The 25001-nt window shown below is 63.0% G+C and carries 26 protein-coding genes and 5 pseudogenes; 15 read left to right on the top strand and 16 right to left on the bottom strand.

Annotated elements, in window-relative coordinates; translation table 11 throughout:
- Positions 1 to 26: 26 nt before the first annotated feature.
- Positions 27 to 323, bottom strand: coding sequence for a hypothetical protein (locus K663_RS22480; protein ID WP_235589608.1), 297 nt, complete (start codon positions 321 to 323; stop codon positions 27 to 29).
- Between K663_RS22480 and K663_RS22475 the strand changes: the two genes are divergently transcribed.
- Positions 310 to 1074 (top strand): IS6-like element IS6100 family transposase, encoded by a 765-nt coding sequence (locus tag K663_RS22475; RefSeq protein ID WP_001389365.1) that lies wholly within the window; start codon positions 310 to 312, stop codon positions 1072 to 1074. The genes K663_RS22480 and K663_RS22475 overlap by 14 nt on opposite strands.
- Positions 1075 to 1483: 409 nt before the next feature.
- Here the strand turns inward: K663_RS22475 and K663_RS22470 are convergent, their stop codons facing one another.
- Together K663_RS22470 and traA are read right to left on the bottom strand one after the other, a co-directional pair.
- A complete protein-coding gene (locus K663_RS22470) occupies positions 1484 to 2206 on the bottom strand; it encodes a DUF6118 family protein (RefSeq protein WP_015460630.1) in 723 nt (240 codons plus the stop codon).
- Positions 2207 to 2213: 7 nt separating this feature from the next.
- Positions 2214 to 5348, bottom strand: a complete 3135-nt coding sequence (gene traA / locus K663_RS22465) for a Ti-type conjugative transfer relaxase TraA (protein ID WP_015460623.1) — start codon at positions 5346 to 5348, stop codon at positions 2214 to 2216.
- 172 nt (positions 5349 to 5520) lie between these two features.
- On the opposite strand from traA, the gene K663_RS22460 reads away from it, so the two are divergent.
- The 6 genes and pseudogenes from K663_RS22460 to K663_RS22440 all read left to right on the top strand — a co-directional run bounded on the left by K663_RS22460 (position 5521) and on the right by K663_RS22440 (position 8945).
- A complete protein-coding gene (locus K663_RS22460) occupies positions 5521 to 5826 on the top strand; it encodes a conjugal transfer protein TraD (protein WP_015460622.1) in 306 nt (101 codons plus the stop codon).
- Positions 5827 to 5863: 37 nt separating this feature from the next.
- Positions 5864 to 6088, top strand: a complete 225-nt coding sequence (locus tag K663_RS22455; RefSeq protein WP_015460621.1) for a conjugal transfer protein TraD — start codon at positions 5864 to 5866, stop codon at positions 6086 to 6088.
- Positions 6081 to 6633, top strand: a pseudogene (locus K663_RS23685) (AAA family ATPase). The gene K663_RS22455 and the pseudogene K663_RS23685 overlap by 8 nt, the downstream one beginning before the upstream one ends.
- A 60-nt stretch (positions 6634 to 6693) precedes the next feature.
- Positions 6694 to 6879, top strand: a pseudogene (locus K663_RS25340) (hypothetical protein); the annotation flags it as partial.
- A pseudogene (locus K663_RS25020) lies at positions 6876 to 7076 on the top strand (type IV secretory system conjugative DNA transfer family protein); the annotation flags it as partial. The pseudogenes K663_RS25340 and K663_RS25020, both read left to right, overlap by 4 nt.
- Before the next feature lie 957 nt (positions 7077 to 8033).
- The gene (locus tag K663_RS22440; protein WP_015460618.1) at positions 8034 to 8945 is read left to right on the top strand and encodes a replication initiation protein; all 912 of its coding nucleotides are present in this window, start codon (positions 8034 to 8036) and stop codon (positions 8943 to 8945) included.
- Positions 8946 to 9001: 56 nt separating this feature from the next.
- Here K663_RS22440 and K663_RS22435 read toward each other — a convergent pair whose 3' ends face one another.
- From K663_RS22435 to K663_RS22420, 5 genes and pseudogenes are all read right to left on the bottom strand, one after another.
- Positions 9002 to 9283: a hypothetical protein gene (locus tag K663_RS22435; RefSeq protein WP_015460617.1), complete on the bottom strand. Its 282-nt coding sequence runs from the start codon at positions 9281 to 9283 to the stop codon at positions 9002 to 9004.
- A 25-nt stretch (positions 9284 to 9308) separates the two neighbouring features.
- Positions 9309 to 9944: an AAA family ATPase gene (locus K663_RS22430; protein WP_015460616.1), complete on the bottom strand. Its 636-nt coding sequence runs from the start codon at positions 9942 to 9944 to the stop codon at positions 9309 to 9311.
- A gap of 80 nt (positions 9945 to 10024) precedes the next feature.
- Positions 10025 to 10158: pseudogene (locus tag K663_RS25015) on the bottom strand (transcription elongation protein SprT); the annotation flags it as partial.
- A gap of 274 nt (positions 10159 to 10432) precedes the next feature.
- On the bottom strand, positions 10433 to 10885 hold the full coding sequence (locus tag K663_RS22425; RefSeq protein ID WP_007685995.1) for a hypothetical protein: 453 nt from the start codon (positions 10883 to 10885) through the stop codon (positions 10433 to 10435).
- Positions 10886 to 10913: 28 nt separating this feature from the next.
- Entirely contained in the window at positions 10914 to 11606 is a 693-nt protein-coding gene (locus K663_RS22420; protein WP_007685994.1) for a hypothetical protein, read from the bottom strand.
- A 165-nt stretch (positions 11607 to 11771) separates the two neighbouring features.
- On the opposite strand from K663_RS22420, the gene K663_RS22415 reads away from it, so the two are divergent.
- The 4 genes from K663_RS22415 (at position 11772) to K663_RS22400 (ending at position 15660) form a co-directional block, all read left to right on the top strand.
- Entirely contained in the window at positions 11772 to 12368 is a 597-nt protein-coding gene (locus tag K663_RS22415; RefSeq protein ID WP_007685993.1) for a recombinase family protein, read from the top strand.
- Entirely contained in the window at positions 12361 to 14013 is a 1653-nt protein-coding gene (locus K663_RS22410; RefSeq protein ID WP_007685992.1) for an IS481 family transposase, read from the top strand. The genes K663_RS22415 and K663_RS22410 overlap by 8 nt, the downstream gene beginning before the upstream one ends.
- A complete protein-coding gene (locus tag K663_RS22405; RefSeq protein WP_007685991.1) occupies positions 14013 to 14990 on the top strand; it encodes an ExeA family protein in 978 nt (325 codons plus the stop codon). Before K663_RS22410 ends, K663_RS22405 begins: the two co-directional genes overlap by 1 nt.
- Before the next feature lie 100 nt (positions 14991 to 15090).
- Entirely contained in the window at positions 15091 to 15660 is a 570-nt protein-coding gene (locus K663_RS22400; RefSeq protein WP_062121710.1) for a hypothetical protein, read from the top strand.
- Between the two features lie 159 nt (positions 15661 to 15819).
- On the opposite strand, the gene K663_RS22395 is transcribed toward K663_RS22400, so the two are convergent.
- Positions 15820 to 16494, bottom strand: coding sequence for a TetR/AcrR family transcriptional regulator (locus K663_RS22395; protein ID WP_062121711.1), 675 nt, complete (start codon positions 16492 to 16494; stop codon positions 15820 to 15822).
- Positions 16495 to 16541: 47 nt separating this feature from the next.
- The gene (locus tag K663_RS25010; RefSeq protein WP_235589640.1) at positions 16542 to 16871 is read right to left on the bottom strand and encodes a hypothetical protein; all 330 of its coding nucleotides are present in this window, start codon (positions 16869 to 16871) and stop codon (positions 16542 to 16544) included.
- 39 nt (positions 16872 to 16910) lie between these two features.
- Between K663_RS25010 and K663_RS22385 the strand changes: the two genes are divergently transcribed.
- Both K663_RS22385 and K663_RS22380 read left to right on the top strand, forming a co-directional pair.
- Entirely contained in the window at positions 16911 to 17684 is a 774-nt protein-coding gene (locus K663_RS22385; RefSeq protein WP_083536068.1) for a TonB-dependent receptor plug domain-containing protein, read from the top strand.
- Positions 17650 to 18414 carry an IS6-like element IS6100 family transposase gene (locus tag K663_RS22380; protein WP_001389365.1) on the top strand — a complete coding sequence of 255 codons (765 nt, stop codon included), beginning with the start codon at positions 17650 to 17652 and terminating at the stop codon, positions 18412 to 18414. Before K663_RS22385 ends, K663_RS22380 begins: the two co-directional genes overlap by 35 nt.
- Here K663_RS22380 and K663_RS22375 read toward each other — a convergent pair.
- Positions 18386 to 18763: a glutathione S-transferase N-terminal domain-containing protein gene (locus tag K663_RS22375; RefSeq protein ID WP_015460613.1), complete on the bottom strand. Its 378-nt coding sequence runs from the start codon at positions 18761 to 18763 to the stop codon at positions 18386 to 18388. The two genes, K663_RS22380 and K663_RS22375, sit on opposite strands and share 29 nt — an antisense overlap.
- 965 nt (positions 18764 to 19728) lie before the next feature.
- Between K663_RS22375 and K663_RS22365 the strand changes: the two genes are divergently transcribed.
- The gene (locus K663_RS22365; RefSeq protein WP_013054035.1) at positions 19729 to 20346 is read left to right on the top strand and encodes an alpha/beta hydrolase; all 618 of its coding nucleotides are present in this window, start codon (positions 19729 to 19731) and stop codon (positions 20344 to 20346) included.
- A 111-nt stretch (positions 20347 to 20457) separates the two neighbouring features.
- Here the strand turns inward: K663_RS22365 and K663_RS22360 are convergent.
- Positions 20458 to 20826 (bottom strand): annotated as a pseudogene (locus K663_RS22360) (iron-containing alcohol dehydrogenase); the annotation flags it as partial.
- A 63-nt stretch (positions 20827 to 20889) separates the two neighbouring features.
- Here K663_RS22360 and K663_RS22355 point away from each other — a divergent pair.
- A complete protein-coding gene (locus K663_RS22355) occupies positions 20890 to 21654 on the top strand; it encodes an IS6-like element IS6100 family transposase (protein ID WP_001389365.1) in 765 nt (254 codons plus the stop codon).
- A 97-nt stretch (positions 21655 to 21751) separates the two neighbouring features.
- On the opposite strand, the gene K663_RS22350 is transcribed toward K663_RS22355, so the two are convergent.
- The 4 genes from K663_RS22350 to K663_RS22335 are packed head-to-tail and all read right to left on the bottom strand — an operon-like array spanning position 21752 to position 24984.
- Positions 21752 to 22114 (bottom strand): hypothetical protein, encoded by a 363-nt coding sequence (locus K663_RS22350; RefSeq protein WP_007682395.1) that lies wholly within the window; start codon positions 22112 to 22114, stop codon positions 21752 to 21754.
- A complete protein-coding gene (locus K663_RS22345; RefSeq protein ID WP_007682394.1) occupies positions 22114 to 22800 on the bottom strand; it encodes an EthD domain-containing protein in 687 nt (228 codons plus the stop codon). Before K663_RS22345 ends, K663_RS22350 begins: the two co-directional genes overlap by 1 nt.
- 21 nt (positions 22801 to 22821) lie before the next feature.
- Positions 22822 to 23574 (bottom strand): 2,5-dichloro-2,5-cyclohexadiene-1,4-diol dehydrogenase LinC, encoded by a 753-nt coding sequence (linC, locus tag K663_RS22340; RefSeq protein ID WP_015460611.1) that lies wholly within the window; start codon positions 23572 to 23574, stop codon positions 22822 to 22824.
- A 39-nt stretch (positions 23575 to 23613) separates the two neighbouring features.
- Positions 23614 to 24984 (bottom strand): TonB-dependent receptor, encoded by a 1371-nt coding sequence (locus tag K663_RS22335; protein ID WP_007682392.1) that lies wholly within the window; start codon positions 24982 to 24984, stop codon positions 23614 to 23616.
- Between the last annotated feature and the right edge of the window lie 17 nt (positions 24985 to 25001).

Below are 25001 nucleotides of genomic sequence, written 5' to 3'. Positions count from 1 at the left end.
AATATCATGTCAATCGAGGAATCGTTCTAGCCATTGCCGTCGAGCGGAGAGTTGCTGCCGGAGCATCGATGGATGACGGCGTAGGCCACGCAGGCGCCTCTCAGGCGGTAGCTTTCCTTAGCCCCGGGCGCATCCGAAAGATCGAGGAAGGTTTTGTGAGTCGGATACCAGACCGCGAGAATCTCATCGATATGTTGAGTGCCCACGGCCTGGCCAAACACGGGCGTGCACCACAGGATCCGCGCGCCGGCTCTGTTGCAAAAATCGTGAAGCTTGAGCATGCTTGGCGGAGATTGGACGGACGGAACGATGACGGATTTCAAGTGGCGCCATTTCCAGGGTGATGTGATCCTGTGGGCGGTGCGCTGGTATTGTCGCTATCCGATCAGCTATCGCGACCTTGAGGAAATGCTGGCGGAACGCGGCATTTCGGTCGACCATACGACGATCTATCGCTGGGTCCAGTGCTACGCCCCGGAGATGGAGAAGCGGCTGCGCTGGTTCTGGCGGCGTGGCTTTGATCCGAGCTGGCGCCTGGATGAAACCTACGTCAAGGTGCGGGGCAAGTGGACCTACCTGTACCGGGCAGTCGACAAGCGGGGCGACACGATCGATTTCTACCTGTCGCCGACCCGCAGCGCCAAGGCAGCGAAGCGGTTCCTGGGCAAGGCCCTGCGAGGCCTGAAGCACTGGGAAAAGCCTGCCACGCTCAATACCGACAAAGCGCCGAGCTATGGTGCAGCGATCACCGAATTGAAGCGCGAAGGAAAGCTGGACCGGGAGACGGCCCACCGGCAGGTGAAGTATCTCAATAACGTGATCGAGGCCGATCACGGAAAGCTCAAGATACTGATCAAGCCGGTGCGCGGTTTCAAATCGATCCCCACGGCCTATGCCACGATCAAGGGATTCGAAGTCATGCGAGCCCTGCGCAAAGGACAGGCTCGCCCCTGGTGCCTGCAGCCCGGCATCAGGGGCGAGGTGCGCCTTGTGGAGAGAGCTTTTGGCATTGGGCCCTCGGCGCTGACGGAGGCCATGGGCATGCTCAACCACCATTTCGCAGCAGCCGCCTGATCGGCGCAGAGCGACAGCCTACCTCTGACTGCCGCCAATCTTTGCAACAGAGCCGATCGACCGATTGCCGATCATCGGTTGACGATACGCGCATGTAGCCAACGAGCATGACGGAAAACCCCCAAAACCATGTTGTCGGACACATTTACAATCCGACAGTGTTTTTCGGACATTATGCGGGATCAGAGAGGCCGCGCAATAGCGTGCGCGGCGGAGATCGTCAGGAGTTGCGCCACGGCATGACGGGATTCAGGTGAAATCCGTGATTCGCCCCTAGCCCCTATAGGCCGATAGGGCACGCCGATACGCCCCTCGGCAGTGCCGCGCCGGCGTAGGGTGGCGGCGATATGGCGCTCGGCCGCTACGCGATCGGCGAAGGCATGACGCTGAGCTTGGCCGCGCGCGCCGATCAGCGGTCATTGTTCGCCGGCTTGACCTCGATCGTGCAGCGCACCGTCTTTTTCGCCTTGGCGGCAGCCGCGCCGCACGCTTCGATCGTCTCGCGATTGTCCCGCGCCAGATTGGCGGCCGCGACGATCCCCTCCCAGCTCGCCGGCGATGCGCGCTGCATCAGATGCGTGCCGGCATCCCATAGCGTCGGTTCGGCAAGCGCCCGCGTCGCCATGCGCTCCGGCAACTGCCAGCTATCGGGCATGGCGCGCGCGATCAGGCCGGCGAGAAGCGCATAGAGCAATATCCCCAGCACCACGCCGCCCAACCCGATCCAAAACAGCCACCGATCCTGTTGCCAGCGCGCGCGCGTCGTTCCGATCAGCCCCCGCAATTCCCGCGCCGCCTCGCTCATGTCCGATCGCGTGCTGTTCACCAGGTTGTGCAGCTCGCCCGTCGCACTCGCCACCGAAGCGTTTACACGCTCTCCCATCGTCTCCGGGGTGAGTTTCATCGCGGGGCTTTTCGCGATCACATCGACCCGCTGGGTGAGCGCCAGCAATATCTTCTCGGTGTTGGCGAGCGTCGGCTGATAATCGGGAATCTCGATGGACTCGCGCGCGCGGGCTAACCCCTCGACCGCAAGGCGCACCAGCGCCACCTCGCCGCGCAACTGCTCGAACGCCGCCTGCGGATCGTCGCCGGCCCTGCCGTTGTTGCGATAATTATCCTCGTCCATCATCCTCTCCTTACCGGCTCATTCCGCGCCCCATGCCTATCCCTAAATCCCGCGCCAGCTCGCGGCCAAGGTCGCCGCTGTTCATGCCGCGCCCCCGGCCCATGCCGATCTCAAGCCCCAGCTCGCGGGTGCGATTACGCAGGACCAATTCCACCTGGGGATCGCGCTCAAGGCTTTTCGCCATGCCCGCCATTTCCTTGCCCGTGCGCTCCCGGCCCGCCATGTCGCCGGCGCGATAGAGGCGGTCGCGCTCCTGTTTGAGGCCCTGCCAGCGTTCCACGAACCGATCGGCGCGCAAGTTCGGATCGGCCCGCACGCGCGCCTCCTGGGCCATCGCCTCGATCATCGGGCCGCTGCGCCCCGCCGCCGCCTCGCGCAGCAAGGCGGGATCGCGCTGCATCGCCGATGCGAGGTCACGCGAGGCTCCCGGCCTGATCTGGTCCAGCGCCTGTGTCGTGCGCTCGAGCGCGACCTTTTGATGCTCAAGGACCGGAGCGCCCGACGCCCGCGCCTGCAACACCGCCTCGGCCGAACGCGAGGCCCGCTCGACCGCGCGGGCATAGTCGCGGCCCTGGCCGCGATCGGCAGGGACCGGCGCGCGCTCCGCGCCCTTCAGCGGCGCGGCCGACAGCTTCAGCCCGTCGAACATGCCGCGCTTGGGGGCCGCCTTCTCGCGCTCGCCTGCCGGCGTCGATTCCGGCGCTGGGCGCTGCGGGGCAGGCCGGAAGCCGTCGAACATGCCTCGCCGCGGTTGCCGCTCGGCCGCGGCTTGTCCCGCGCCAGCGCCGCGGTCGCCGGCATCGCGAACCGTGCGTGGATCTTCGCCCATCTGGCGCATGGTTCCCGCGCGCGGGCCAAGGATCTCCACCGGCGAGCGTTCCGCCCGTTCCGGCAATCGGATCTCGCCCGACAATCCGCGCCGGTCGGCGAAAGCACGAATCTCCGCATCCCGGTCGCGGCCATAGTCGGACGCCATATCCTTCGCCCGCTCGCGCGACAGCGTGCGGACAAGCCGGCGATCGTCGCCGAAGTCGTCGCGGCCGTAATGGAGCTGCACCCCGTCGCGGTGCCGCGACAACGCCACATAGGCCGAATGGCGGTCCATGCCGGGGGTCGCCAGCACATGCGCGCGATCGACCGTCACGCCCTGCGATTTATGGATGGTGGCGGCATAGCCGTGATCGACATGGGCATAATCTTTCAGGTCAAACGCGACCGATCGGCCATCGTCCAGCTTCACCGCCATGCGCTCCGGCGATACCTGCTCGACCTTCCCCAGCGTGCCGTTCCTCACCCCTAGCCCGCGCTCGTTTTTCAGGAACATGATGCGGTCGCCGGTCGCGAAGTCCCGCGCGCCGCGCTCGGCCGACACGCGCACGTCCGGCCCCAGCTCGCCGGCGTCGCGCAGCCGATCGCGCGCGGCCAGGTTCAAATCGCGCACCTCGGCATTGGTATGGGTGAGGATGATCCGCGACTGATCCGGCGCGGCGATGCGCTCGGCATCCCAGCGGTCCACAAGATCGGCGCGGGCCAGCTCACGCGTCTCGGCCGCCTGCACCATGCCATGCGCCTCATAGGCATGGATCGCCTCGCCTGCCCGGCCCGTCGCCAGCGCCTTGGTCGCGTCGCGCTGCCAGTCCTCGCACTGCCGGCGTATCTCGGTGATCTCGGCCCAACCGTGGCGCTCGGTCACGGCCCGGAACGCCGCCCCGGCCTCGATCGCCTGCAACTGCTCGGGGTCGCCGACAAGAACGACCTTCGCGCCCGCCTGTTCGGCATGGGACAGCACGCACTCCATCTGGCGCGTGCCGATCATGCCGGCCTCGTCTATCACCAGCACGTCGCGCGGGCCTAGCAGTTCGCGGCCCTGCTCCCATTGATATTCCATGCTCGCGATCGTCCGCGACGCGATGGCGGACCCGCCTTCCAGATTCTCGGCCGCGATGCCCGACAAGGCCGCGCCGCGCACCTGATAGCCCTGCGCCTCCCACGCCTCGCGCGCGACCCCCAGCATCGCCGACTTGCCGCTGCCGGCATAGCCGACGACCGACGCAAGGCCCTTGTCGCCGGTGATATGCGCCAACGCCCCGCGCTGCTCGGCCGACAGGTCAAGCCCCCTGCCCTCGGCCGACGCCAGCGCGCGGGTCACATGGGCGTCGGCGACACCATGCCCCCGGTCGATCGCCAGCCCCTCGGCCGCGCGTTCCAACCGCTGCTCGGCCGCGATCATGTCGCGCGACGTGAACCGATCCTCGCCCTTCCCGTCCCGCCCCAGCGCCACCAGCTCGGGCGAGGATCGCACCGCGCTCATCACCTGGTCGAACTGATCCTTGCCGTCGCTGTGCCGGAACGCGAACTGCGCCAGGTCGCGCCGGGTGAACGTCGCCTGTTGGCGGGCGATCGCGTCCAATGCGATTTCCGGCCTGGCGATGATCTTCTCGCCGTTCTCGCGCGCGATCCGGGCATGGTCCTCGACCCGCTCGGCCTCAAGCCCCTGTTCGGGCATCCGCGACGCCGCCGGCCCGATCTTGTGTTGGGGTTCAAGGTCGATGCCCTGCGCCTCCAACGTCCGGTGATCTATGCGGGCGTCTATATCCAGCTCGGCCAACCGCTCGTTGACATGATCGGCCCAGGCCACGCGCCATTCCTGCAACAGCGCCGTGCTGTTCCACTCGCGCACCTTCTGGCCGAAGCCCTCCGGGCCAACCTCGCGCATCGACAGCATGACATGCGCGTGCGGCTTGGGTTGCCCGTCCTTGCCCATGTCCCAATGTACATTCATGTCCGCGACCATGCCGCGTTCGACGAACTGCTTTTCGACAAAATCGCGGGCGAGCTGGATGCCCTGTTGCTGGTTCAGCTCGCGCGGAATCGAGAACTCCACCTCGCGCGCCAACTGCGCGTCCTTGCGCTTCTCGCCGGCCTCAACCTCGTTCCACAAGGTCGCGCGATCGTTTAAACGCTCCGGCGCACCCTCGGGAGCCAAGATTTCCGAATGGACGACGCCGGCCTTGTTTGAGAAATCATGGTCGCGCCCTAGCCGGTCATCGTGCAGCCGTTCCGCCGCACGATAGGCCGCGCTGGCAACGGCGCTCGATCCGTTGGCGCGGCTGATGACCTTGGCCGAGAAATGGTAGATCGCCATAACGGCCGCTATACTGCCCTTCTTAGCGCAGGTCGGCAACGATGTATAAGCGCGCACTCACACTCTCTGCCGTTCGCGTGATTGACTTCGCCGCATTTCTTGATCGGAACGGTTCCTCGCGCGCGCTATCGTGCTACGCTGCGGCTCCATTCATGGGCGCGAGGGAGAGAAGATGCGAAAGGTGCGCGACTATGACGCGGAACTGCGGGCGCTGAACGACAAGGCCAAGGCTTTGAAGGCCCGCAAGGTCCAGCAACTCGGCGAGCTGGTCACGTCCACCGGGGCCGATGCGCTCGATCTGGACACGCTCGCCGGTGCGCTGCTCGCCGCTGTGGAAGCGGCCGACGCGAACGAAAAGGAGGCGTGGCGCTCGCGGGGCGCGGCCTTCTTTCAAGGACGCGGTCGCAAGGCTGGCCGACGCACTGGCGGCAACGGTGAAGGCGCAAGGCAAACTGGCGCAGGCAAGGAACAGGCTTGAAGCCGCCGCGCGCCGCACCGATACGAGAGGATGGGTCGTGGCCCGACGCGAGCGCACGCGCCATCTCATAGAGCTGGGCGGCCTCGTCCAGAAAGCCGGTCTGGTCGAGCTGGCCGACGATGATCGCGCCACCCTTTACGGCGCGCTGCTCGATTGTACAGCGCGCGTTCAAGGCGACGACGCTGGCAATGTGCTGGCGCTCTGGAAGCGGCGGGGCAAGCGCGCGTTCGACGCGGAAGCGGAAGGTGCGGGCAATGGCTGATCGGCCCGATTTCCATGTCATCACCGGCGGGCCTGGCTCCGGCAAAAGCACCCTAATCGAAGCGTTGGCGGTGGAGGGTTTCGACCACATGCCGGAAGCCGGTCGGGCCATCATCCGCGATCAGGTCGCGATCGGCGGCGCGGCCCTCCCCTGGGCCGATCGCGCCGCCTTCGCGGAATTGATGCTGGGTTGGGAATTGCGCTCATGGCATGAGGCCCACGATCGCGCAGGGCCGGTGATCTGCGATCGCAGCGTGCCTGATGTGGCGGGCTATCTGCGCCTGTGCGGCCTCCCCGTCCCGGCTCATGTCAGCCAAGCGGCGGACCTGTTTCGCTATCAACCCCGCGTGTTCATCGCCCCCTTGGCGCGAGATATTCGCGGCCGATGCGGAAAGAAAACAGGATTTCGCGGAAGCGCAGGCGACCTATCAGGCGATGGTCGCGGTCTATTCCGGCCTTGGCTACGAGCTGGTGACGCTTCCCCTCGCCTCTGTCGCCGAACGTGTGCGGTTCGTCCGCGCCGCAATCGAAAGGGAGGAATCCTAACATGGGGCCTCGCGCGATCTGGCGGGCGTTCGACGCGGAAACGGAAGGGAGAAGCGCACCATGAACATGCTCGACGTGGACGCAATCCGCGCCCAAGTCCGCGCGCTCGATTTCACGCGCGGCACACCGGCCGACGCCGCCATGCGGCGCGAGGATGATGCCGACGCGCGCGCCAATCTCGCGATCGAAGGCATGGCGCTCGACGCCGGCGAACACGCCCTGTTCGACATGCTGCGCGAGGAAGCCGCGCGATCGACAGCGACGAAACCGGCATATCGTTCGGCCAGCAGCATCTTGCGCGGCCCTTGCTCACGCCGGATGAAGTCCGCTCGCTGCGCGAGGATTACCAGTTCCTGTTCTTCGCGGGACAACGGTCGATCGTCGCCGCCAAGCTCAAATACTATGCCGATCGCGAGTTCGCGGGCCGCTTCGACAAGGCGTGAAGTCTTTAAACGGCCCCGTAGTCGAAGCGGCATCATTCCGATATACAAACGATATTGAATGATGGCGCTCTGCCATCCCTCCCTGGTCATAGAAATCGCTCGAAAGCGCGGAAAATCGCCTACTGGCGTTCTAAAGGTGAGGTTTGGGGTATGACCTCACCATTAGCGATCGACGCAGCGGTGGATGATCCCCTGAAGGTCGAAGATCTAGCTTCCAAAAAATCGGCCGCCCAGGAAGCCCGTAAAGCGCATTTGCTGCTCCAACCTCATTTCCTGTCCCCCACCCCGAAATGCGCCCCAGCGGCTCGGAAATCGCACCAGGGGCGACGTTTCCGCCTGCTCCGCCCTCTCAATTGGATCACCACCCTATCCGTTTGGCTTTCCAAGAAAGCCAATTTGCTACTTGGCCGTTGGCGCTGTCGTTGCGGTAGGGACGTGGTGTTTAAACATTTCTAATCAAACAAAAAGCGTACCGGCGGAGCCGGTCCATCATGGGGATGCCGGGTGGGAGGATCGCTAAAGCGATCCGGGGCGGCTGAAGGTCGCGAGCCGGCGGGGCGAAGCTCCAGGAGACGGTGTTCTTCTTCTTCTTCTTCGGGTCTGACGATGCGGCGAGTTCGGAGTTATCCACAGGCAGGGCTACCCTAAAACTCACCTAAAACTCACCGTTCGCGTTCTGATTCAAAGATTCTTCTTAGATTCAAGATTCAGGGTGCCTCAAACCCGCAGAAAACCAAGAAAAATTGCCCCGAAAAGTGAGTTTTGGGGTCGAGTCGCGTGAGTGTTGGGGTAGCCTTCGGTGAGTTTTGGGGTCGGTAAAAGTGAGTTTTGGGGTCGAGTCCGGTGAGTGTTGGGGTAGCCGCCAAATCAACGGTGAGGTTTGGGGTATCCCCTCCCCACCCTCCATCGGGGAGCTTTAGGAATTGCCTAGCTCACCGTTGCTGCTAAAGTGAGGACATGACTCGCGCAAGCTCACCTGTAAATAACGGAAAGGCAAAGATTGCCCTAGGCGATGATACCGCCCTCACCCTCTCGCAAAAGGGGCGCGGAAACCCGTTCGATCCCGCCAATTACGGGGAAATCGTCAAACCCGGCGAGCTGGTCGATATTGTCGAGCTGTCCCCCCTCACCCTCGCCGATCGCCGAATCTACAATCTGCTGATTGCCAACGCCTGGGAGCGGATCAGCGAGCCGGTCATTCACCGCATCGCCAAAACCGCGCTCAAGGGCACGCACCAAGGCAACGAGCGCATAGAAAGCTCGCTGCTGCGCCTGATGGGCACAATCGCCATCGTCACGATCCGCAAGGGCGGCAAGAGCTACAAGCGCCGCGTTCAGCTTCTCGGCTCCAGCGACGAAAGCCTCGAAAAAGACGGCTTCCTGCATTACCGCATCCCCGAAGAACTGATTGAGATTTTGCGTAACAGCGAGGTCTATGCGCGACTTAAGACGCAAGTGATGTATTGTTTCGAGTCGAAATACGCGCTGTGCCTCTATGAAATGATCGAACGCCGTATCGGCCTCGAATATAAGCAAAGCGAAGAGTTCACGATTGCGGAGCTACGCGGCCTGCTCAACGTGCCGGAAGGCAAGTTGGAACGGTTCGCTGATTTCAACAAATACTGCCTCAAGGTCGCCCAGGAGGAAATCAACAAGCTCTGCCCCTTCTGGGTCGAGTTCACCCCGATCAAGAAGGGGCGCAAGGTCGAGCGGGTTTCTATGATGTGGCTCCCGAAAACCATGAGCGGCCGTCGTGACGCGCAAAACCTGATCGACCAACATAGCATCGTCCGCCGCGCCAAACTGCGCGGCGATATACCCGAAATGCCGGTGCTGGTGGATTTCAGCGCGCCCGCCGCCCAAAGGTGAACCCCTACCCCAAAACTCACTTTTCGCGCGCCGGGGCCGCCTCGCCCTAGCCGGCCCTACCCCTCGCCGGCATCGAGCGCACGGCTCACCGTGAACTGTATCCATGCGCTGCGGCTGATCCCGCGCCGCTTGGCCGCTGCATCGACCTTCGCCAGCAACGCGCGATCGAAACGGAGCATCACCGGCGACTTGCGCGGCTCGGCCCCCTGCCCCGCCTCGTCGGCCTCGGTCGCGATCGGCTCGGCCTTCGGCTTGGCCGCCCCGGCAATGAAGGCATCGGCCGCCGCCTCATCCATCGGCGACTTGGGCTTGCTGTTCGGTTTACGAGCGATAGCCATCGAAATTCACTCCGCTATCATTATGCTATACAAATACCGCGCTGACCAATGCGGCCAGCTCGTCGATCGCCTTGGCGTCACGCGGCGATTGCTCCCCTACCGCCCTGCCCTCGGCCGCCGCGTTCGGGAACGCCTTGCGCCGCACTATCGACGTGGGCAGCACCTCGATCCCCTCAATGTCGCCGATCATTTCCAAGGCGGCCTCATTGTCGGCCCCTTGCGCGTCCGCGCCGTTCAGCACGGCGACGGCGCGCAAGCCCTCGTTGATCTCGCGCGCCTCGGCCACCAGCGCCGCAACCTGGTCAAGCGCCCACACGTCGAAGCTGCGCGGCTGCACCGGCACCAGCAACGTGTCAGCCACGGTGAGCGCGGCGCGCAGCGAGCCGGTATCACGGCCGCCCACGTCAATGATAATATCGTCATATTTGGCCGCGAGCTGGCGGACCTGGCTGCGAAGCGCCGCGCCGGTGAGCGCAACGGCGGTATAGCCAGCTTGCCCAAGTCGATCGGCGCGCAGCTCGGTAAAGGTGAGGGCGGTCCCCTGCTCGTCGCCGTCCACCAGCAAGAGGTCGCGGCCCGCAAGCGCGCGCGCCACCGCGAGGTTGACGGCAAGGGTCGTCTTGCCGACACCGCCCTTAGTGTTTCCGACTGCCAATATCATTCTGCTCTCGCTCCGCTGGCAATATGGTTGCGCTGTAGCATGGTTTGTAATGCTAAGGGATATACATTTGATTGGGGCGCTTATTCCCCCTCGTCGCCCTCATCCTCGCTGTCGTCGTCCAGCGGCTCTGGCTCATCTGGCCGTGATCCTCGATCGGGCAAAGCGGCGCTCCGGCCTGCTCAAGCCATTTGCGCGCGGTCCTGACGGTATGTCCCAGCACTCGCCGATCACCTTACGCTTCTGCCAAAGTAGTGCTAAGTTAGAGACAAAGGCCTGATTACTGCTCGTGCCGCAGCGACCTCAGCTACATGTAGGCGCTTGCAACCGTAGCAGCTTCTGCTCGCAAACAGCGCCTTTTCCTGCCCAGATTACCTGACAACGAGCCGACTATGCTGCTCACGCTATCCGACAATGTGCTCGCCATCATCCGCGTCTGCTCGCAAACGGCAAAGGGCCGCTCATGGTATCTGCCAACTACAAAGTCGAGATTAGCAGTCATTTGCTGATGCGCGATGCTCACGCAGCTTTGTGGAACCCAAGATCAGAAAGTACACGATGGGGCAAACCACCATCAGCATCACTGCTGGATCGGTAGCCCATCTCGTTGGGCCATCGCTGTCCGGCTCACTTGCTACCGCGAGCATGAGCGCGATTGATCCTCGCACAGCGGCGTAGGTGGCAGGAACAAGCAGGATGTGGAGAAGCCACCCGTAGCGGAACCGCATGGCGCCAAACCAGCAGAGTACAGCTATGGCGGGTGGAGCGAGTGTGGCGGCTACGAAGCCGCAGAACCAAATGGCAAACCCTGCCGGAGTCAGCGTATCGCGATAGTAGCTGGCGATCCCATCCGGTCGCAATCCGAGAGCGACGAAAGAGCCTGCGACGACAACGGCACCCAAAGCCGTCAGTCCGACGCCACGCAATGTCCCGTGTCTCGGCATCAATCTATGCAATCCAGTAAGCCATTGATCAGGCTGCTCGCACTTTGGCTCGGAAGAAGGTCGTTTCCGACCCAATCAGATCGGGGTCGATCCCGCTCTCCTCGGCGGCCAGTTGCTGGATGATCCGCCAAATCTCGGGGGCGGTGAGGCGCGCGCCGTCGCGGGCAAGCCTGCCACGGTTCTGCTCCGTGACCAGTCGGGCGAGATCGCCGATAGTGTCGCACCTCCGAGGTAATCGCCGGCGGTCGAGGTGCCGTAACCATAGCCCCGCGTAGGCGCTCGCTCCAGCAGCGAAGATGCGAAGGGGAGGTGCCAGCGTCGTGAAGGCGAGGATCGCGACCGCGACAGCGAAGCAGAGACCACTGACAATCCCAAGCCATCCGGCTCGCGTCGCCGGCATCTTGAGGTCGGTATCGGCTTCCAGGTCGCTGAACGCTTGGCGCAGCTTCCCACCGATCAGCGGCGCCAACGGCGCATCCGGCCCGACGTGCCGGCCAAGCCCGAGCGCGCGTCGAAGCCTGTAGAACGTCATCTGCGTGGCGCATGTCGTGCCGCCCCCGCTGTAGGCTGCGACATGCGCGACGACATGGTCACGCACCTCGCCGAACGTTGTCCAAGGCAGGTTCGAGCGCAGGCGCAGATCGAAGGTGCGCTCGATTGCGAGGAAGAAGTCGGTGTCGTCGCCATCACCGACCCAGCCAACCGTATCGAGCACCTGCATGAACCCGGCTCCTCAGCGGTTCTGCAAAACGACCGTTTCTGACGAGCCGATCGCCTTGCTGGGCCGGCAACGTAAATCTGCGGGCCGCACTTTGTCAAAACTGTTCTGGAAACCCGCGTCGCAAAACGGTATGCCCCGCACGAGTTTGGAGAAGATCAGACGCTCATGCGGGTCGGCTATGCCAGGGTCAGCACCAGCGACCAGAACCCCGAGCTCCAGCTCGATGCGCTGCGGCGGGCCGGCTGCGAGCGGGTGTTCACCGAAAAGGCGTCGGGCGCGCGCGATGACCGGCCCGAACTGGCGCGCATTCTGGAAGACGTGCTGCGCGCAGGCGACACGCTGGTTGTTTGGAAGCTCGACCGCCTCGCCCGCTCGCTCAAGAAGTTGATCGCCACGGCCGAGGATCTGGAGCGCGAGAAGATCGGGCTGGTGTCGCTGACCGAGAGCATCGACACGACAACGCCGGGTGGCATGCTCACCTTTCACGTGTTCGGCGCCATCGCGCAGTTCGAGCGTGCCCTGATCCGCGAGCGAACTACCGCGGGGCTAGTGGAGGCGCGCCGGCAGGGTCGCAAGGGTGGCCGCCCATCGGCAATGCGCCCGAGCGACGTCGCCGCGGCACGGGCGATGATGAAGGAGGGCACGTTGCCGGTGCGCGACATCGCCAAGCGCATGGGCGTGTCGGTCGCGACCCTCTATCGCTATGCAGGCAAGCGCGGCAGCGGTGCATCGATCAAGGAGGCTGCAACAGCCCATGGCTGACCGGGCGAAGCGACCGCCTGGAGAGGCGCTGATCGATCTTCGCCGACGGTTGTCGCTGTTGCCCCCACGCGACCCCGGTCGCACCGAGATCATCGCCCGTGCGGCCGAGGCCTATGGCATCTCCATCTGGACCCTTTACCGGGCGTTGCGCGAGCTGAACCGCCCCAAGTCGGTGCGCCGGTCCGACCATGGTGCGACGCGGGTTGCCCCGCAGGCCGAGATGGAGCGCTACGCCGAGATCGTCGCCGCACTGAAGATCAGGACCACCAACAAGAAGGGCCGGCACGTTTCGACCGCCCGCGCCATCGAGTTCCTGGAAACCGATGGCGTCGAGACGCCGGAGGGCCTGGTCAAGGTAGCACCCGGCCTGCTGAAGCGGGCGACCATCGACCGGCTGCTCCGCTCATCAGGGCTGGACTATGCCCGCGTGACCCGCCCCCACGCAGCCGTTCGTTTTCAGGCGCGGCGATCCAACGAGCTGTGGCACTTCGACATGAGCCCGTCCGACCTCAAGCAGGTCGAGGCGCCGCTCTGGATCGAGCAGGGTCGCGGCAAACCCACGCTGATGCTGTTCTCGGCCGTCGATGACTGCTCGGGCGTGGTCTACCAGGAATATCGCAGCGTCTATGGCGAGGATGCCGAGTCCGCGCTGCGCTTTCTATTCAACGCCTTCGCCGCCAAGCCTGAGCCCGAACTGCCGTTCCAGGGCCTGCCGGTCACGATCTACATGGACAACGGCCCGGTCAGCCGGTCGCGCGTGTTCCAGTCGGTGATGGGCAGCCTCGGCGTGCGCGTCCTCACCCATCTGCCGCCGAAGGCCGACGACCGGCACACCGCGGCCCGCGCCAAGGGCAAGGTCGAGCGGCCGTTCCGCACGGTGAAGGAGGTGCACGAGACGTTGTACCACTTCCACAAACCCAAGGACGAGGCGGAAGCCAATCTGTGGATGCGGCGTGCGCTGGTCACCTACAACAACGGCGACCATCGTTCCGAGCCACACGCGCGGATCGAGCACTGGCTGCGGCACCTGCCCGGCGATGGCGTGCGGGCCATGTGTTCATGGGAGCGGTTCTGCGCCTTCGCTCGTGAGCCCGAGCGGCGCACCGTTGCGGGCGACGCGACCGTCTCGGTTGAGGGCGCTTCCTACGAGGTCGAGCCCGAGCTCGCCGGCGAGACGGTGACGCTGCTCTGGGGGCTGTTCGACCAGCAGCTCTTCGTGGAGCATGACGGCAAGCGGCATGGCCCTTACGAGCCGTCGCGCGGCGCCGTGCCGCTCTACCGCTATCGCAAGTATCAGAAGAGCCGCGCCGAGGAGCGGCTCGACAAGGTGGTCCGGCTCGCTGACCAGCTGGGGCTGCCCCGCGCGACCGTGACGGGCGGCGACCGGCCGCTGCCGTCGCTGCCGCCCTCCACCGCAGGGCTCGCGGTGCGGCAAACACCTTTTCCGGAGCCGGCGGTCGAGACGGCATACCCGACCGGGCTCGCGGCGCGCCACGCCATCGTCGACCAGCTCCGGCGACCGCTCGGCTCGCTGCCTGAGGCAGACCGCGCCTTCATCGACGCGCTGCTGGGCGAAACGCTCGACAAGACCATCATCGCTGACCGCATCCGAGAGCGGTTCCAGTCAAGACGGGGGACAAGCTGATGCTCGCCGACGTTCAATCCAGCTACGGGCTCGCCCGCCCGTTCCAAGGCGTCGGCAACTTCGAGACAGAGCATCAGCGCAACCTCGTGCGCGAGGTCTGTGCGGCCGTGCAGACCGGCAGGTTGATCGTCGTCTCCGGCCTGGTCGGATCGGGCAAGACGCACCTGCTGCGCCGCATCGAGGACGAGCTGGCCCGGGCGGGCAAGGTCGCCGTCGCCAAGTCGCTTGCGGTCGACAAGCGCCGCACCTCGTTGCCCTCGCTGATCGAGGCGCTGTTCTACGATCTCTCGCCCGGTGACCGTGCCCAGGTGAAGATTCCCAAGCAGGCCGAGCGCCGCGAGCGCGACCTGCGCGACATCATGCGCAAGGGCAAGCGCCCGGTCGTACTGGTGGTCGACGAGGCGCATGACCTGCACCACAAGACGCTGACCGGCCTCAAGCGGTTGATGGAGGTGGTGGCTGATGCCGGCGTGCTGCTGTCGGTCCTTCTGGTCGGCCATCCTCGGCTACGCAACGACCTGCGCCGCCCGCAAATGGAAGAGATCGGCTACCGCACGACCACCTTCGACTATGAGGGCATCGGCGCCGAACGCCGCGACTATGTTGCCTGGCTGCTCGGCGCCTGTGCGGCCGAGGGGGTCAAGGTTGCCGACTTGATGAACGAGGACGCGATCGACCTCATCGCCGAGCGCCTGCGCACCCCGCTCCAGATCGAGATGCACCTGACACTCGCCTTCGAGCAGGGCTTCCGCTTCGCTGCCAAGCCCGTCACGGCCGAGATCGTCGAGCAGGTGCTGTCGCGGGCGATTGACGACCTCGAACCCACGCTGACGCGCAACGGTTACGATGCGGGCGCGCTCGCCAGCCAGCTCAACACCCGGCCGTCCGACATACGCGCGTTCCTCGCCGGAACGCTGGACGCCGAACACACCCGCGACCTGACCGAGCGGCTCCGCGAAGCCGGTGTGCCGATATGATACTGGCTGTCCTCGCCTTGGTATCTCCCGCACGCGGACGCAACGCATGTCGTCTGTGCCACCGATTGTGGACGTTGCGCTTCTCTCATAGCCTGCCGGCATGAACAGGCATCTTACCGCAGCTTCTTTATCGATCGTCAGCTTGCTCAGCGCGTGCTCGGCCTCGGCCGAGAGGAGGTTGGAGGGACGAGTCTTCGACATCCCGAGAGCCAACGACATATCCGACAATGATAAGCCGTTCTTTCTACCAGCGCTCGATCCCAGCGACGGGTTCTCGTTCTACCTAAATCCGAGCGCAAGCTTGCCGGAGCGAAACTTGGTGGGCGTGGCAAGCAAGAAGCGGATGTGTGCCCGCGCAGCGGGAACAGAGGCGCTTGTCAACTCGACTGTCTGCGCAAGTCGCCCGCTTTCATGGCGCGGCCGAACACTGCGCAAGGTAAGTGATGGTGTTTTCTGGACATACCAGTTGCCAGCCGAAGCAGGTCAGAAGCGTCCTCCATCGCTGGCGAGTTGCTCCGCCATGGGCGGAGGCTCGCGGCCGGGGCTCTGCACGGCCAATCTGCCGTATGACAATCTCGTGCTGACGATTCACTTCCGAGACAATCAGGTCGGCTCGCTCCAGGCATTATACGATCAATCCGTTGCTAGCCTGAGGAAGTGGGAGCGCTGATGCTTACGGCAAACCCGGCGGGAACGATCGCTGCCAGACCGCTCACCGGCACTCCTCGCTATTGGCAGAAAGCGAGAACAGGCCTTCTCCGTTTGCGAGCAGGCGCGGATGATGGCGAGCACATTGTCGCATAGCGTGAGCAGCATGGCCCACCTGCTGTCAGCAAATCTGAGCAGAAATCCGCGCTGTTTGCGAGCAGAGGCCAGTATCTTTGCAATCGCCTACAGCTACAAGTCTCGCTTCCCATTGTTTATTGCCACATGCGAGCAGCGAAATAGCCATGGCGTGGCGTATGTGCGCAAAGAACACGGCCGCATCAATGTTGTCGTGGCTCCAGAGGCCAAGCGCTCCGCCGAAATAGGTGTTGATCATACTGGCGAAATCTTCCGGAGACACGTGGCCCACCAAATCGCCACTCTGCCAGATCGCCAAAGCGACCGCATGCCAGTGCCGCACGCCTTTATTCATGAAAGCCGGGCGCAGTTCGGCGTCGGAAACACCGAACAGGAACCGTAACAGCGGCCTGAAAAAATCCGGGTCAGATACGTAGAACTCGACTGCCAAGTCGCCCATGTCGAAAGCATAGCTGAGCGGATCGAAATTGGGGTCGGCCTGGCTGGGCAAATTGGTTATGCGATCGATTGCGCGATGCAGAAGGGTGTAAAGGACCGTGCCCTTGTTCCCGATCAGGTTGTAAGACGTATAATGGCTGATATGTGCGCGCGCAGCGAGTTCTCTCATCGAGAACTCCACAGTGCCCAGTTCCCGGATCAGCTTTTCAGCAGCGCCGAGAATACGACTGCGGCGTTCCTCCTTGTTCTGTTCACGTACCACTAAAGCCGGATCCCCAGAGATACTGCGCCCAATGTAGGCCTTGGCCCCTATCGTAAAAAGCCCGGTAATCCAACGATCTTTCCTTTGCGTGTTTCAGGGCGTCCGTCGCCGACAATATGGAAAAATTGGAGGCAGACTAATTTAGGCTTTACACTAAAAATGAGATCGGCGATTATCCGAGTCGAAAGCAGCCGGGCTTCGCGCGGCTTTTTCCAAGCAAATATCAGCAAGACAATGAAATGCAGGGAGAGGTTTATGAGCGAGGTCAGATCTTTGGCGCTGGTCACGTGCGCGGTTTCGGCGGCGTTGGCGGTGCCGGCGTGGGGACAGGATGGCCCTGCCGCAGGTTCCGGCGATGAAATCATCGTTACGGCCAACAAGCGCAGCCAGAAGATGTCGGCCTTTCGGTTTCCGCGATCAGCGGCGATGCGCTGAAGAACCAGCAGATATCGAACCTTGCCGATGTCGCGCAGATCGTGCCCGGCCTGACATTCTCGCAGACCGCCAACGACACACCGGTCTATACGCTGCGTGGTGTCGGCTTCTTCGAATCGACGCTGGCCGCCTATCCTGACGTCAGCGTCTATCTGGATCAGGTGCCGCTCCCTTTCCCGACGCTCACATCGCTGACCGCGTTCGATCTCGATCGGCTTGAAGTGCTCAAGGGGCCGCAGGGCACGCTGTTCGGCCAGAATTCAACCGGCGGCGCGATCAACTATATCGCGGCCAAGCCCACCAGCGACCTGTCGGCCGGTGGATCGCTGTCCTACGGCCGGTTCGATACGGTTGAACTGGAAGGTTTCCTGAGCGGACCGCTCACCAACACGCTGCGCGTCCGCCTTGCAGGCCGGGTCGCGCGCGGTGACGAATGGCAGAAGAGCCATACCCGCGATGACAGGCTGGGCAAGAAGGACACCAAGGCGATCCGTTTCCTGGCGGACTGGAAGCCGTCTGAACGCCTGTCCTTCGAACTCAATCTCAATGCCTGGCAGAACAAAAGCGATCCGCAAGCGCCGCAGGCCATCGCTATCGTGCAGCAGAATGCGGCGATCCCGTCAGACTATCCGGCGCTGAACATCGCTTTCGCCCCGGCCGGCTCTGTTGCAAAAATCGTGAAGCTTGAGCATGCTTGGCGGAGATTGGACGGACGGAACGATGACGGATTTCAAGTGGCGCCATTTCCAGGGTGATGTGATCCTGTGGGCGGTGCGCTGGTATTGTCGCTATCCGATCAGCTATCGCGACCTTGAGGAAATGCTGGCGGAACGCGGCATTTCGGTCGACCATACGACGATCTATCGCTGGGTCCAGTGCTACGCCCCGGAGATGGAGAAGCGGCTGCGCTGGTTCTGGCGGCGTGGCTTTGATCCGAGCTGGCGCCTGGATGAAACCTACGTCAAGGTGCGGGGCAAGTGGACCTACCTGTACCGGGCAGTCGACAAGCGGGGCGACACGATCGATTTCTACCTGTCGCCGACCCGCAGCGCCAAGGCAGCGAAGCGGTTCCTGGGCAAGGCCCTGCGAGGCCTGAAGCACTGGGAAAAGCCTGCCACGCTCAATACCGACAAAGCGCCGAGCTATGGTGCAGCGATCACCGAATTGAAGCGCGAAGGAAAGCTGGACCGGGAGACGGCCCACCGGCAGGTGAAGTATCTCAATAACGTGATCGAGGCCGATCACGGAAAGCTCAAGATACTGATCAAGCCGGTGCGCGGTTTCAAATCGATCCCCACGGCCTATGCCACGATCAAGGGATTCGAAGTCATGCGAGCCCTGCGCAAAGGACAGGCTCGCCCCTGGTGCCTGCAGCCCGGCATCAGGGGCGAGGTGCGCCTTGTGGAGAGAGCTTTTGGCATTGGGCCCTCGGCGCTGACGGAGGCCATGGGCATGCTCAACCACCATTTCGCAGCAGCCGCCTGATCGGCGCAGAGCGACAGCCTACCTCTGACTGCCGCCAATCTTTGCAACAGAGCCGCAGCGCGAGCCATTCCAGGGCCCGGGCGCGGGCAAGGCCTTCCGTGGGCAGCAAGGCCTTTTCGGGCACGAGTTCCGCGATATGGTTGAGGATGGCGATATTTTCGGTCAGGACATCATCGCCGATCTGGAGCGCGGGCACCCGCGCCCACGGGTTTTTCTGACGATAGGCGTCTGAAAACTGGGCGTTTTGCGTCAGGTCGATCAGCTCCGCCTCATAAGGAAGGCCGGCTTCCTCCAATGCGGCATGGGACGCCAATGAGCATGAACCTGGATTGTAGTAGAGCTTCAACATGTCCCTGCAATTCTCCTGCGGACTGGGCAAAAAATGGCTTAATGCATATGTTCGGCACCGGAGCGTCGCCCCGAACGGAAGCAATCATCCGCCCGGTCGGAAAACGCTCCGAAACGACAGGCCGGAGCATTCCATCCGATGCGATCAGGCCGAAATGTTCAAAAATCCATCGGCTTCGAAAACCTTTCTGGCACGTTCCTCAATCCGATCCGCAAGTGACCTGCGAAGCGGCATGCCGTTCGAGACTTTTCTCAGCGTGTTATAGCTGAAGCCGAATGTTTCGAATATCTCCTCATTATTTCTCATCGTCGACAATGATGTGATCCGATCGGCGATCGAGGGATCCAAACAGCGCATTCCATTAGGCATTCGATCTTCCCCTACTGACGAATTCCAGCCGGTGCACGGTCGCAACTTGCCTGCCCGCGCAGTTCATCGGGCCATTCCCGCCGTTCCGGAAAACAGGCGGCGGGGTTTCCCCCTGGACCATGTTGCGCATGGGCCGGACACGCAGCGAGCGGGCCAGCGGACGTCGAGGCCGGGAGCGGATTGCGACGGACGCGCCGCGCATTGCCCGGAGATCGAAGCATAGGAATATCCTCTCCATGCGCTGTTATGGATCAGCGCCTGTCTTATCCGGCACGTCGGTGATTATTATGCTTATCGGGCCGTCCGGAAAGGATCGCAGCTTTCGCCTGCGGAGGAAATTGCTGCAAATGAATTAGGAATATTCGCGATACGGATTTGATCGAAACGGGGCCAACTGCCCACAAATCGGTCATGGGGATTGAGCGACCGCGCTTTGAAAGCAGCCATCGCATGCTATGGTCGCCTTGAGCATTTCCCGGCAGGCGGAATATCCGCCGACCGGAAAGCCCGCTAAAACAGGAAGCCGGAGCAGCCGGGCCGACGCCGTCGGACCGGACGCCGCTTCGGCTTCGCATCGCCAGGAATTGGAAGCGAACATGTCTCGAGACAATGCCATCGTCATGCGATACGACAATCCCGACATTCCGTCCGGCCGCGACATCGTATATCTTCACGGCCGCGGCAGCACCGAAAGGGAAGCGGGGTTCGCGCTGCCCCTTTTCGGCCGCGCGAATGTTCGCTCCTATCGCGGGCCGCTTCCCCAGGGGCCGGGGTTCGCCTGGTTCGAAAATGCCGGGATCGGCGTCGCCCTGCCCTCCAGCCTGTCGGGCGAAACGTCGAAGGTCGGCGACTGGATCGCCGCAGATACCGGCCGCCAACGGCCCTGGCTATGCGGTTTCAGCAACGGCGCCGCGATGGCCGCCAGTCTTCTGCTCAGCAATCCGGGGGCCTATAGCGGCCTCATCATGATCGGCGGCTGCTTCGCGGTGGAGGACGGCGACCTGCCGGACAACGGCCTGCTCGACAAGCCGGTCCTCTTCTGCCGGGGCCAATTCGACGATGTGATCCCGCGCCACAAGTTCGAGCAGGCGGAAGCCTATCTCTCCGGCCCCAGCGGCGCGCGGGCGACTTTCATCCCTTATGAAGGCGGGCATGAACTGCCGTTGCCGATCAAGGCGGCGGTGCAGGGCTGGCTCGGCGCGGAAAGCCGCTGAATTTCGTCCCGTCCTTGGCCATGGCCGAACGGGAGCGCCGGATGATCGAGAACCGGCCGCATCCGGAAATGATCGGATGCGGCCGGCACTGTTCCAGGATCAGGCCTTTGCTTATGCGGTGATCGGCGGAAGCCCCTCCACCGCGCGGCTCAGAAGCTGCACGATGCCCTCCTCCGTGATCGGACGGGGGTTGGGATAGGGGTTGGCGACCGCCAGCGCGGCGGCCTTCGCGATGCCGTCCTTGGGCATGCCGAGCTTCGCCAGCGACATTTCCGCGCCCAGGCCCACCGCCAGTTCGTACAGCTTGGTCGCGGGGTCGCCGCCGCCTAGTGCGCGGCTAGCCCGTTCCATCGCCTCCGGCACCGACGGCGCATTATAGGCGATCGCATGGGGCAGCACGGCGGTGTGGGTCTGCGCATGCGGCATGTCGAAGGTGCCGCCCAGCGTGTGGCAGAGCTTGTGGTGCAGCGCGACGCTCGCCGGGCTCTGTTGCAAAAATCGTGAAGCTTGAGCATGCTTGGCGGAGATTGGACGGACGGAACGATGACGGATTTCAAGTGGCGCCATTTCCAGGGTGATGTGATCCTGTGGGCGGTGCGCTGGTATTGTCGCTATCCGATCAGCTATCGCGACCTTGAGGAAATGCTGGCGGAACGCGGCATTTCGGTCGACCATACGACGATCTATCGCTGGGTCCAGTGCTACGCCCCGGAGATGGAGAAGCGGCTGCGCTGGTTCTGGCGGCGTGGCTTTGATCCGAGCTGGCGCCTGGATGAAACCTACGTCAAGGTGCGGGGCAAGTGGACCTACCTGTACCGGGCAGTCGACAAGCGGGGCGACACGATCGATTTCTACCTGTCGCCGACCCGCAGCGCCAAGGCAGCGAAGCGGTTCCTGGGCAAGGCCCTGCGAGGCCTGAAGCACTGGGAAAAGCCTGCCACGCTCAATACCGACAAAGCGCCGAGCTATGGTGCAGCGATCACCGAATTGAAGCGCGAAGGAAAGCTGGACCGGGAGACGGCCCACCGGCAGGTGAAGTATCTCAATAACGTGATCGAGGCCGATCACGGAAAGCTCAAGATACTGATCAAGCCGGTGCGCGGTTTCAAATCGATCCCCACGGCCTATGCCACGATCAAGGGATTCGAAGTCATGCGAGCCCTGCGCAAAGGACAGGCTCGCCCCTGGTGCCTGCAGCCCGGCATCAGGGGCGAGGTGCGCCTTGTGGAGAGAGCTTTTGGCATTGGGCCCTCGGCGCTGACGGAGGCCATGGGCATGCTCAACCACCATTTCGCAGCAGCCGCCTGATCGGCGCAGAGCGACAGCCTACCTCTGACTGCCGCCAATCTTTGCAACAGAGCCGATGCTGGCAAGCTCGGTCATCTCGTTCATGCGACGAACTCCTTTACAGCGTTGGCTCTGCCGTCCGCAGGATGCGGACCTGGTGCGGATAGGGCGAATTGTGCGCGCGCGGCTGCTTGTGCAATTCTACGGACATCGCCGCGTGAGCCAGCGCCAGCTGTAGCCTGAACAGGCGCAGCGTCGGCGCCGGCATCGCGTCGAGCGGAAAGGTCTCGACATGGTCGAGGATGGCTTCCGAACGGGAGAGCAGCACATCGTAGAAGCGGGTTATCTCCGCCATAGTCGCGCGCGCCCGGATATCCCATCGTTCCTGCGCCGTCTCGCCGATCCAGTGCGGCACGAATTCGAGAAGATCCTCGAAGCCGGGGGGCAGCACGGGCTCCTCGTCGAGCGCGGGGGCCGGCATCAGATCACCCGCTCGGCCGATGCCAGCATCGTGTAATGCTGGCCGGCCTGTGCCAGGAGCGCATCGAACGCCGCGCGATCACCCGCCACGCCGCGTTCGAAATCGGATAGCGTCGGCCACCACAGTTCGCGCGCGCCGATGAACGGCGAGGTGCCCTTGTGCACCGCGTCTATCGCGAACGAGCGGACATGCCGAAACGCGCCGATGCGATCGCCCAGCGCCTTGTCCTGATCGCCTGCCCAGGCCGGATTGCCATCCGCCTTGACCAGTTGCAGGATCTTGACGCTTACCGACCATTCGGTGGGCGACCACTGCACGGCCGCATCATCGGGATCGTCCACCGCCGGTCGCGAGCGGATAATGTCCTCCTCGAAGAAGGTGAACTTCAGTCCGTCCATGTCGACGAACAGCGGTTCGTCGGGGATGTTGTATTTGCGATGCGCGGGATCTTTGCCCATGTTGAGCGCATCGTCGAGACTGTCATACCACAGCTCGGTAATGCCGTCGTAGGCCAGCTGTGTATCAGGCAGCAGCGGAGAGACGATCCGGTGCGATTGCACATAGCCGCGCAGGCACGCGATCTTCTTGCTGAGTGTGCCGTGCGGATGGCGCCAGTGATCGTGGAACTGCTGTTCCGAAATGTCCTTCCGGCGCGGGATCGTCGCGAGTATCTTGATGCTGTGCATGGAGGCTGCTCCGTAAAATGATCAGATCGCGGTAAAGCCGCCGTCTGCTGCAAGGCAGGAGCCGGTGACGAACGAAGCCGCGTCGGACAGCAACCATACGGCGGCCTGGGCCTGCTCGTGCGGTTCGCTGAAACGGCCGATCGGGTGGATCGAGTTCAGATAGGGCTCAAGGCCCGCATCATTGTCCATCGCGCGCTGCAGCATAGGCGTGCGCACCGCGCCGGGCACAAGCGCGTTCACGCGAATGCCGTGCTTGCCATAGTCTGCCGCCGCCACGCGGGTCAGCCCGACCACCGCATGCTTCGCGCCGACATATTCGCCGTGCATCGGCACGCCGACCACGCCAGCGACGGATGCGGTGTTGACGATCGATCCCTTCGTCCCGCGCTCGATCATCGCAAGGATCTGGTACTTCATGCACAGGAACGTGCCGGTTACATTGATATCCATGCTCTGCCGAAACCGTTCGAGCGACACTTCGGCAAGCGGCAGTCCGGCCTGCGGGATCGCCGCATTGTTGAACGCGCCGTCAAGCCCGCCGAACGCCGCCAGAGTCTGCGCGACAAGTGCCTTCACGTCCTCTTCCTGTGCGATGTCGCACCGGAAATAGGCGGCCTTCCCGCCAGACGCAGCGACGACCGCCTCACCGGCCTCGTCGTTGATGTCCGCCACCGCGACGTTGGCACCACTGGCCACCAGCAATTCCACGGTGGCGCGCCCGATGCCGCTGCCACCACCCGTCACGATTATCGTCTTGCCGCTCAAATCAGACATCTATCCCTCCAACAGTTTCTTATCGGCGTTCCGGTTTCATTACTGGAACTTGAAGCGCACGGTCAAGCCATATTCGGCGGGTCGACCAGCGTAGCGAACAACGGTATCGTAAGTCTGGATCGTGTTTGTCCAGTAATACTTGTTGAAGATATTGCGACCCCAGCCGAAGACCGCCCAGCGGCCATCAGGCGCTTCCACGCCAAGCCGCGCGGAAACGAGCGTGCGGCCATTCACCTCGTAGAGATCCTTGTCCGCGTTGGTGATGGCCAGAACGCCCAGCGATTTGCTTTGTGAGGAGATCGTCGTGCCCATGGTTAGGTTCACGCCACCCAGCGGCAGGCTGTAGTCCGCGCTCAGGCTCGATTGCCATTTGGGCGAAAACGGCAGCCGTGCGCCGCTGAAATCGCCCCGGATCGGATCGAACAGGCCCACTTCGTTGGCAACGGAGCCGACGATCCCCTGATAGTGGCGAACCTTGGCGTCGATATAGGTCGCGGCCGCACTGACCGTGAGCCCCTCGACCACTCTGGCGCTCAGTTCCAGTTCGGCACCCTTGACGCGCGACTTGGGGACATTGACCAGGCCATCCAGCGCATTGAAGAACGGATCGACGATCTTGGCGCGCAGCTGCTTGTTCTTGTAGTCATAATAGAAAACGCCGCCATTCAGCGTCACTTTGCGATCGAACAGTGTGGTCTTGAAGCCTGCTTCGTAATCGACCAGCGATTCCTGCGTGACGGCGGCATATTGCGCGAACGTTCCGGCGGAGACGCCCGGGAAACTTCCCGCCTTGTACCCTTTCGAAACATTGGCGTAGAGCAGGAGCGTCGGCGTCGCCTTGTAGTTCACGCCGAGCATCCATGACGTGCTGTTTTCATTCAGCTTGTCCCGAAACGTGCCCGGCAAGCCCGTCTGGCTGTTCAGCGAAACCGAATCTCCCAATGGCACCAGCGGTATCGGGCCGCCGAAATCGAAGATCTGGCGATAGGTGTTGATGACGGTGGTGAACAAAGACGAGATTGAGCCATCGCCAAGGTCGAATGTCTTGTTGACCGAGGAACGCTTCGCCTCGGTATAGCGTATGCCGCCCTTCAGCGTCAGTTGATCGCTGATGTCATATTCGACATTGCCGAAAACCGCATAGTTCTTCAGGCGCTGCCGGTTGTTGTAGCCGGCCTGATCATAATCCTGCCCGATAACCTGTGTATTGACATAGCTGGATGTCGAATCGGCGTAGTTGACTTCATCGTCCTCGCGCACACGGCTGTGTTCGTAATTGGCACCGACCACCCATCGGAAAGACGAGCGTGCGTCGTTGGCCAGACGCAGTTCCTGATTGAACGACTTGATCGAACCATCGTTGCGATTGACGTCCAAGATCTGGAGATAGGTGCCGTGGCTCTGTTGCAAAGATTGGCGGCAGTCAG

It is taken from the genome of Sphingobium sp. MI1205 (assembly GCF_001563285.1).
In the GTDB taxonomy this organism is placed as follows: Bacteria; Pseudomonadota; Alphaproteobacteria; order Sphingomonadales; family Sphingomonadaceae; genus Sphingobium.
The sequence above is the reverse complement of the archived record's forward strand: the minus strand, read 5'-3'. Positions and strand labels throughout refer to the sequence as shown.

What these genes read in the sequence shown, in the direction of transcription:
- K663_RS22475 (WP_001389365.1), top strand. Translation starts at nt 310, where the DNA reads ATGACGGATTTCAAGTGGCGCCATTTCCAGGGTGATGTGATCCTGTGG.
- K663_RS22470 (WP_015460630.1), bottom strand. Translation starts at nt 2,206, where the DNA reads ATGATGGACGAGGATAATTATCGCAACAACGGCAGGGCCGGCGACGAT.
- traA (WP_015460623.1), bottom strand. Translation starts at nt 5,348, where the DNA reads ATGGCGATCTACCATTTCTCGGCCAAGGTCATCAGCCGCGCCAACGGA.
- K663_RS22460 (WP_015460622.1), top strand. Translation starts at nt 5,521, where the DNA reads ATGCGAAAGGTGCGCGACTATGACGCGGAACTGCGGGCGCTGAACGAC.
- K663_RS22440 (WP_015460618.1), top strand. Translation starts at nt 8,034, where the DNA reads ATGACTCGCGCAAGCTCACCTGTAAATAACGGAAAGGCAAAGATTGCC.
- K663_RS22435 (WP_015460617.1), bottom strand. Translation starts at nt 9,283, where the DNA reads ATGGCTATCGCTCGTAAACCGAACAGCAAGCCCAAGTCGCCGATGGAT.
- K663_RS22430 (WP_015460616.1), bottom strand. Translation starts at nt 9,944, where the DNA reads ATGATATTGGCAGTCGGAAACACTAAGGGCGGTGTCGGCAAGACGACC.
- K663_RS22425 (WP_007685995.1), bottom strand. Translation starts at nt 10,885, where the DNA reads ATGCCGAGACACGGGACATTGCGTGGCGTCGGACTGACGGCTTTGGGT.
- K663_RS22420 (WP_007685994.1), bottom strand. Translation starts at nt 11,606, where the DNA reads ATGCAGGTGCTCGATACGGTTGGCTGGGTCGGTGATGGCGACGACACC.
- K663_RS22415 (WP_007685993.1), top strand. Translation starts at nt 11,772, where the DNA reads ATGCGGGTCGGCTATGCCAGGGTCAGCACCAGCGACCAGAACCCCGAG.
- K663_RS22410 (WP_007685992.1), top strand. Translation starts at nt 12,361, where the DNA reads ATGGCTGACCGGGCGAAGCGACCGCCTGGAGAGGCGCTGATCGATCTT.
- K663_RS22405 (WP_007685991.1), top strand. Translation starts at nt 14,013, where the DNA reads ATGCTCGCCGACGTTCAATCCAGCTACGGGCTCGCCCGCCCGTTCCAA.
- K663_RS22400 (WP_062121710.1), top strand. Translation starts at nt 15,091, where the DNA reads ATGAACAGGCATCTTACCGCAGCTTCTTTATCGATCGTCAGCTTGCTC.
- K663_RS22380 (WP_001389365.1), top strand. Translation starts at nt 17,650, where the DNA reads ATGACGGATTTCAAGTGGCGCCATTTCCAGGGTGATGTGATCCTGTGG.
- K663_RS22375 (WP_015460613.1), bottom strand. Translation starts at nt 18,763, where the DNA reads ATGTTGAAGCTCTACTACAATCCAGGTTCATGCTCATTGGCGTCCCAT.
- K663_RS22365 (WP_013054035.1), top strand. Translation starts at nt 19,729, where the DNA reads ATGTCTCGAGACAATGCCATCGTCATGCGATACGACAATCCCGACATT.
- K663_RS22355 (WP_001389365.1), top strand. Translation starts at nt 20,890, where the DNA reads ATGACGGATTTCAAGTGGCGCCATTTCCAGGGTGATGTGATCCTGTGG.
- K663_RS22350 (WP_007682395.1), bottom strand. Translation starts at nt 22,114, where the DNA reads ATGCCGGCCCCCGCGCTCGACGAGGAGCCCGTGCTGCCCCCCGGCTTC.
- K663_RS22345 (WP_007682394.1), bottom strand. Translation starts at nt 22,800, where the DNA reads ATGCACAGCATCAAGATACTCGCGACGATCCCGCGCCGGAAGGACATT.
- linC (WP_015460611.1), bottom strand. Translation starts at nt 23,574, where the DNA reads ATGTCTGATTTGAGCGGCAAGACGATAATCGTGACGGGTGGTGGCAGC.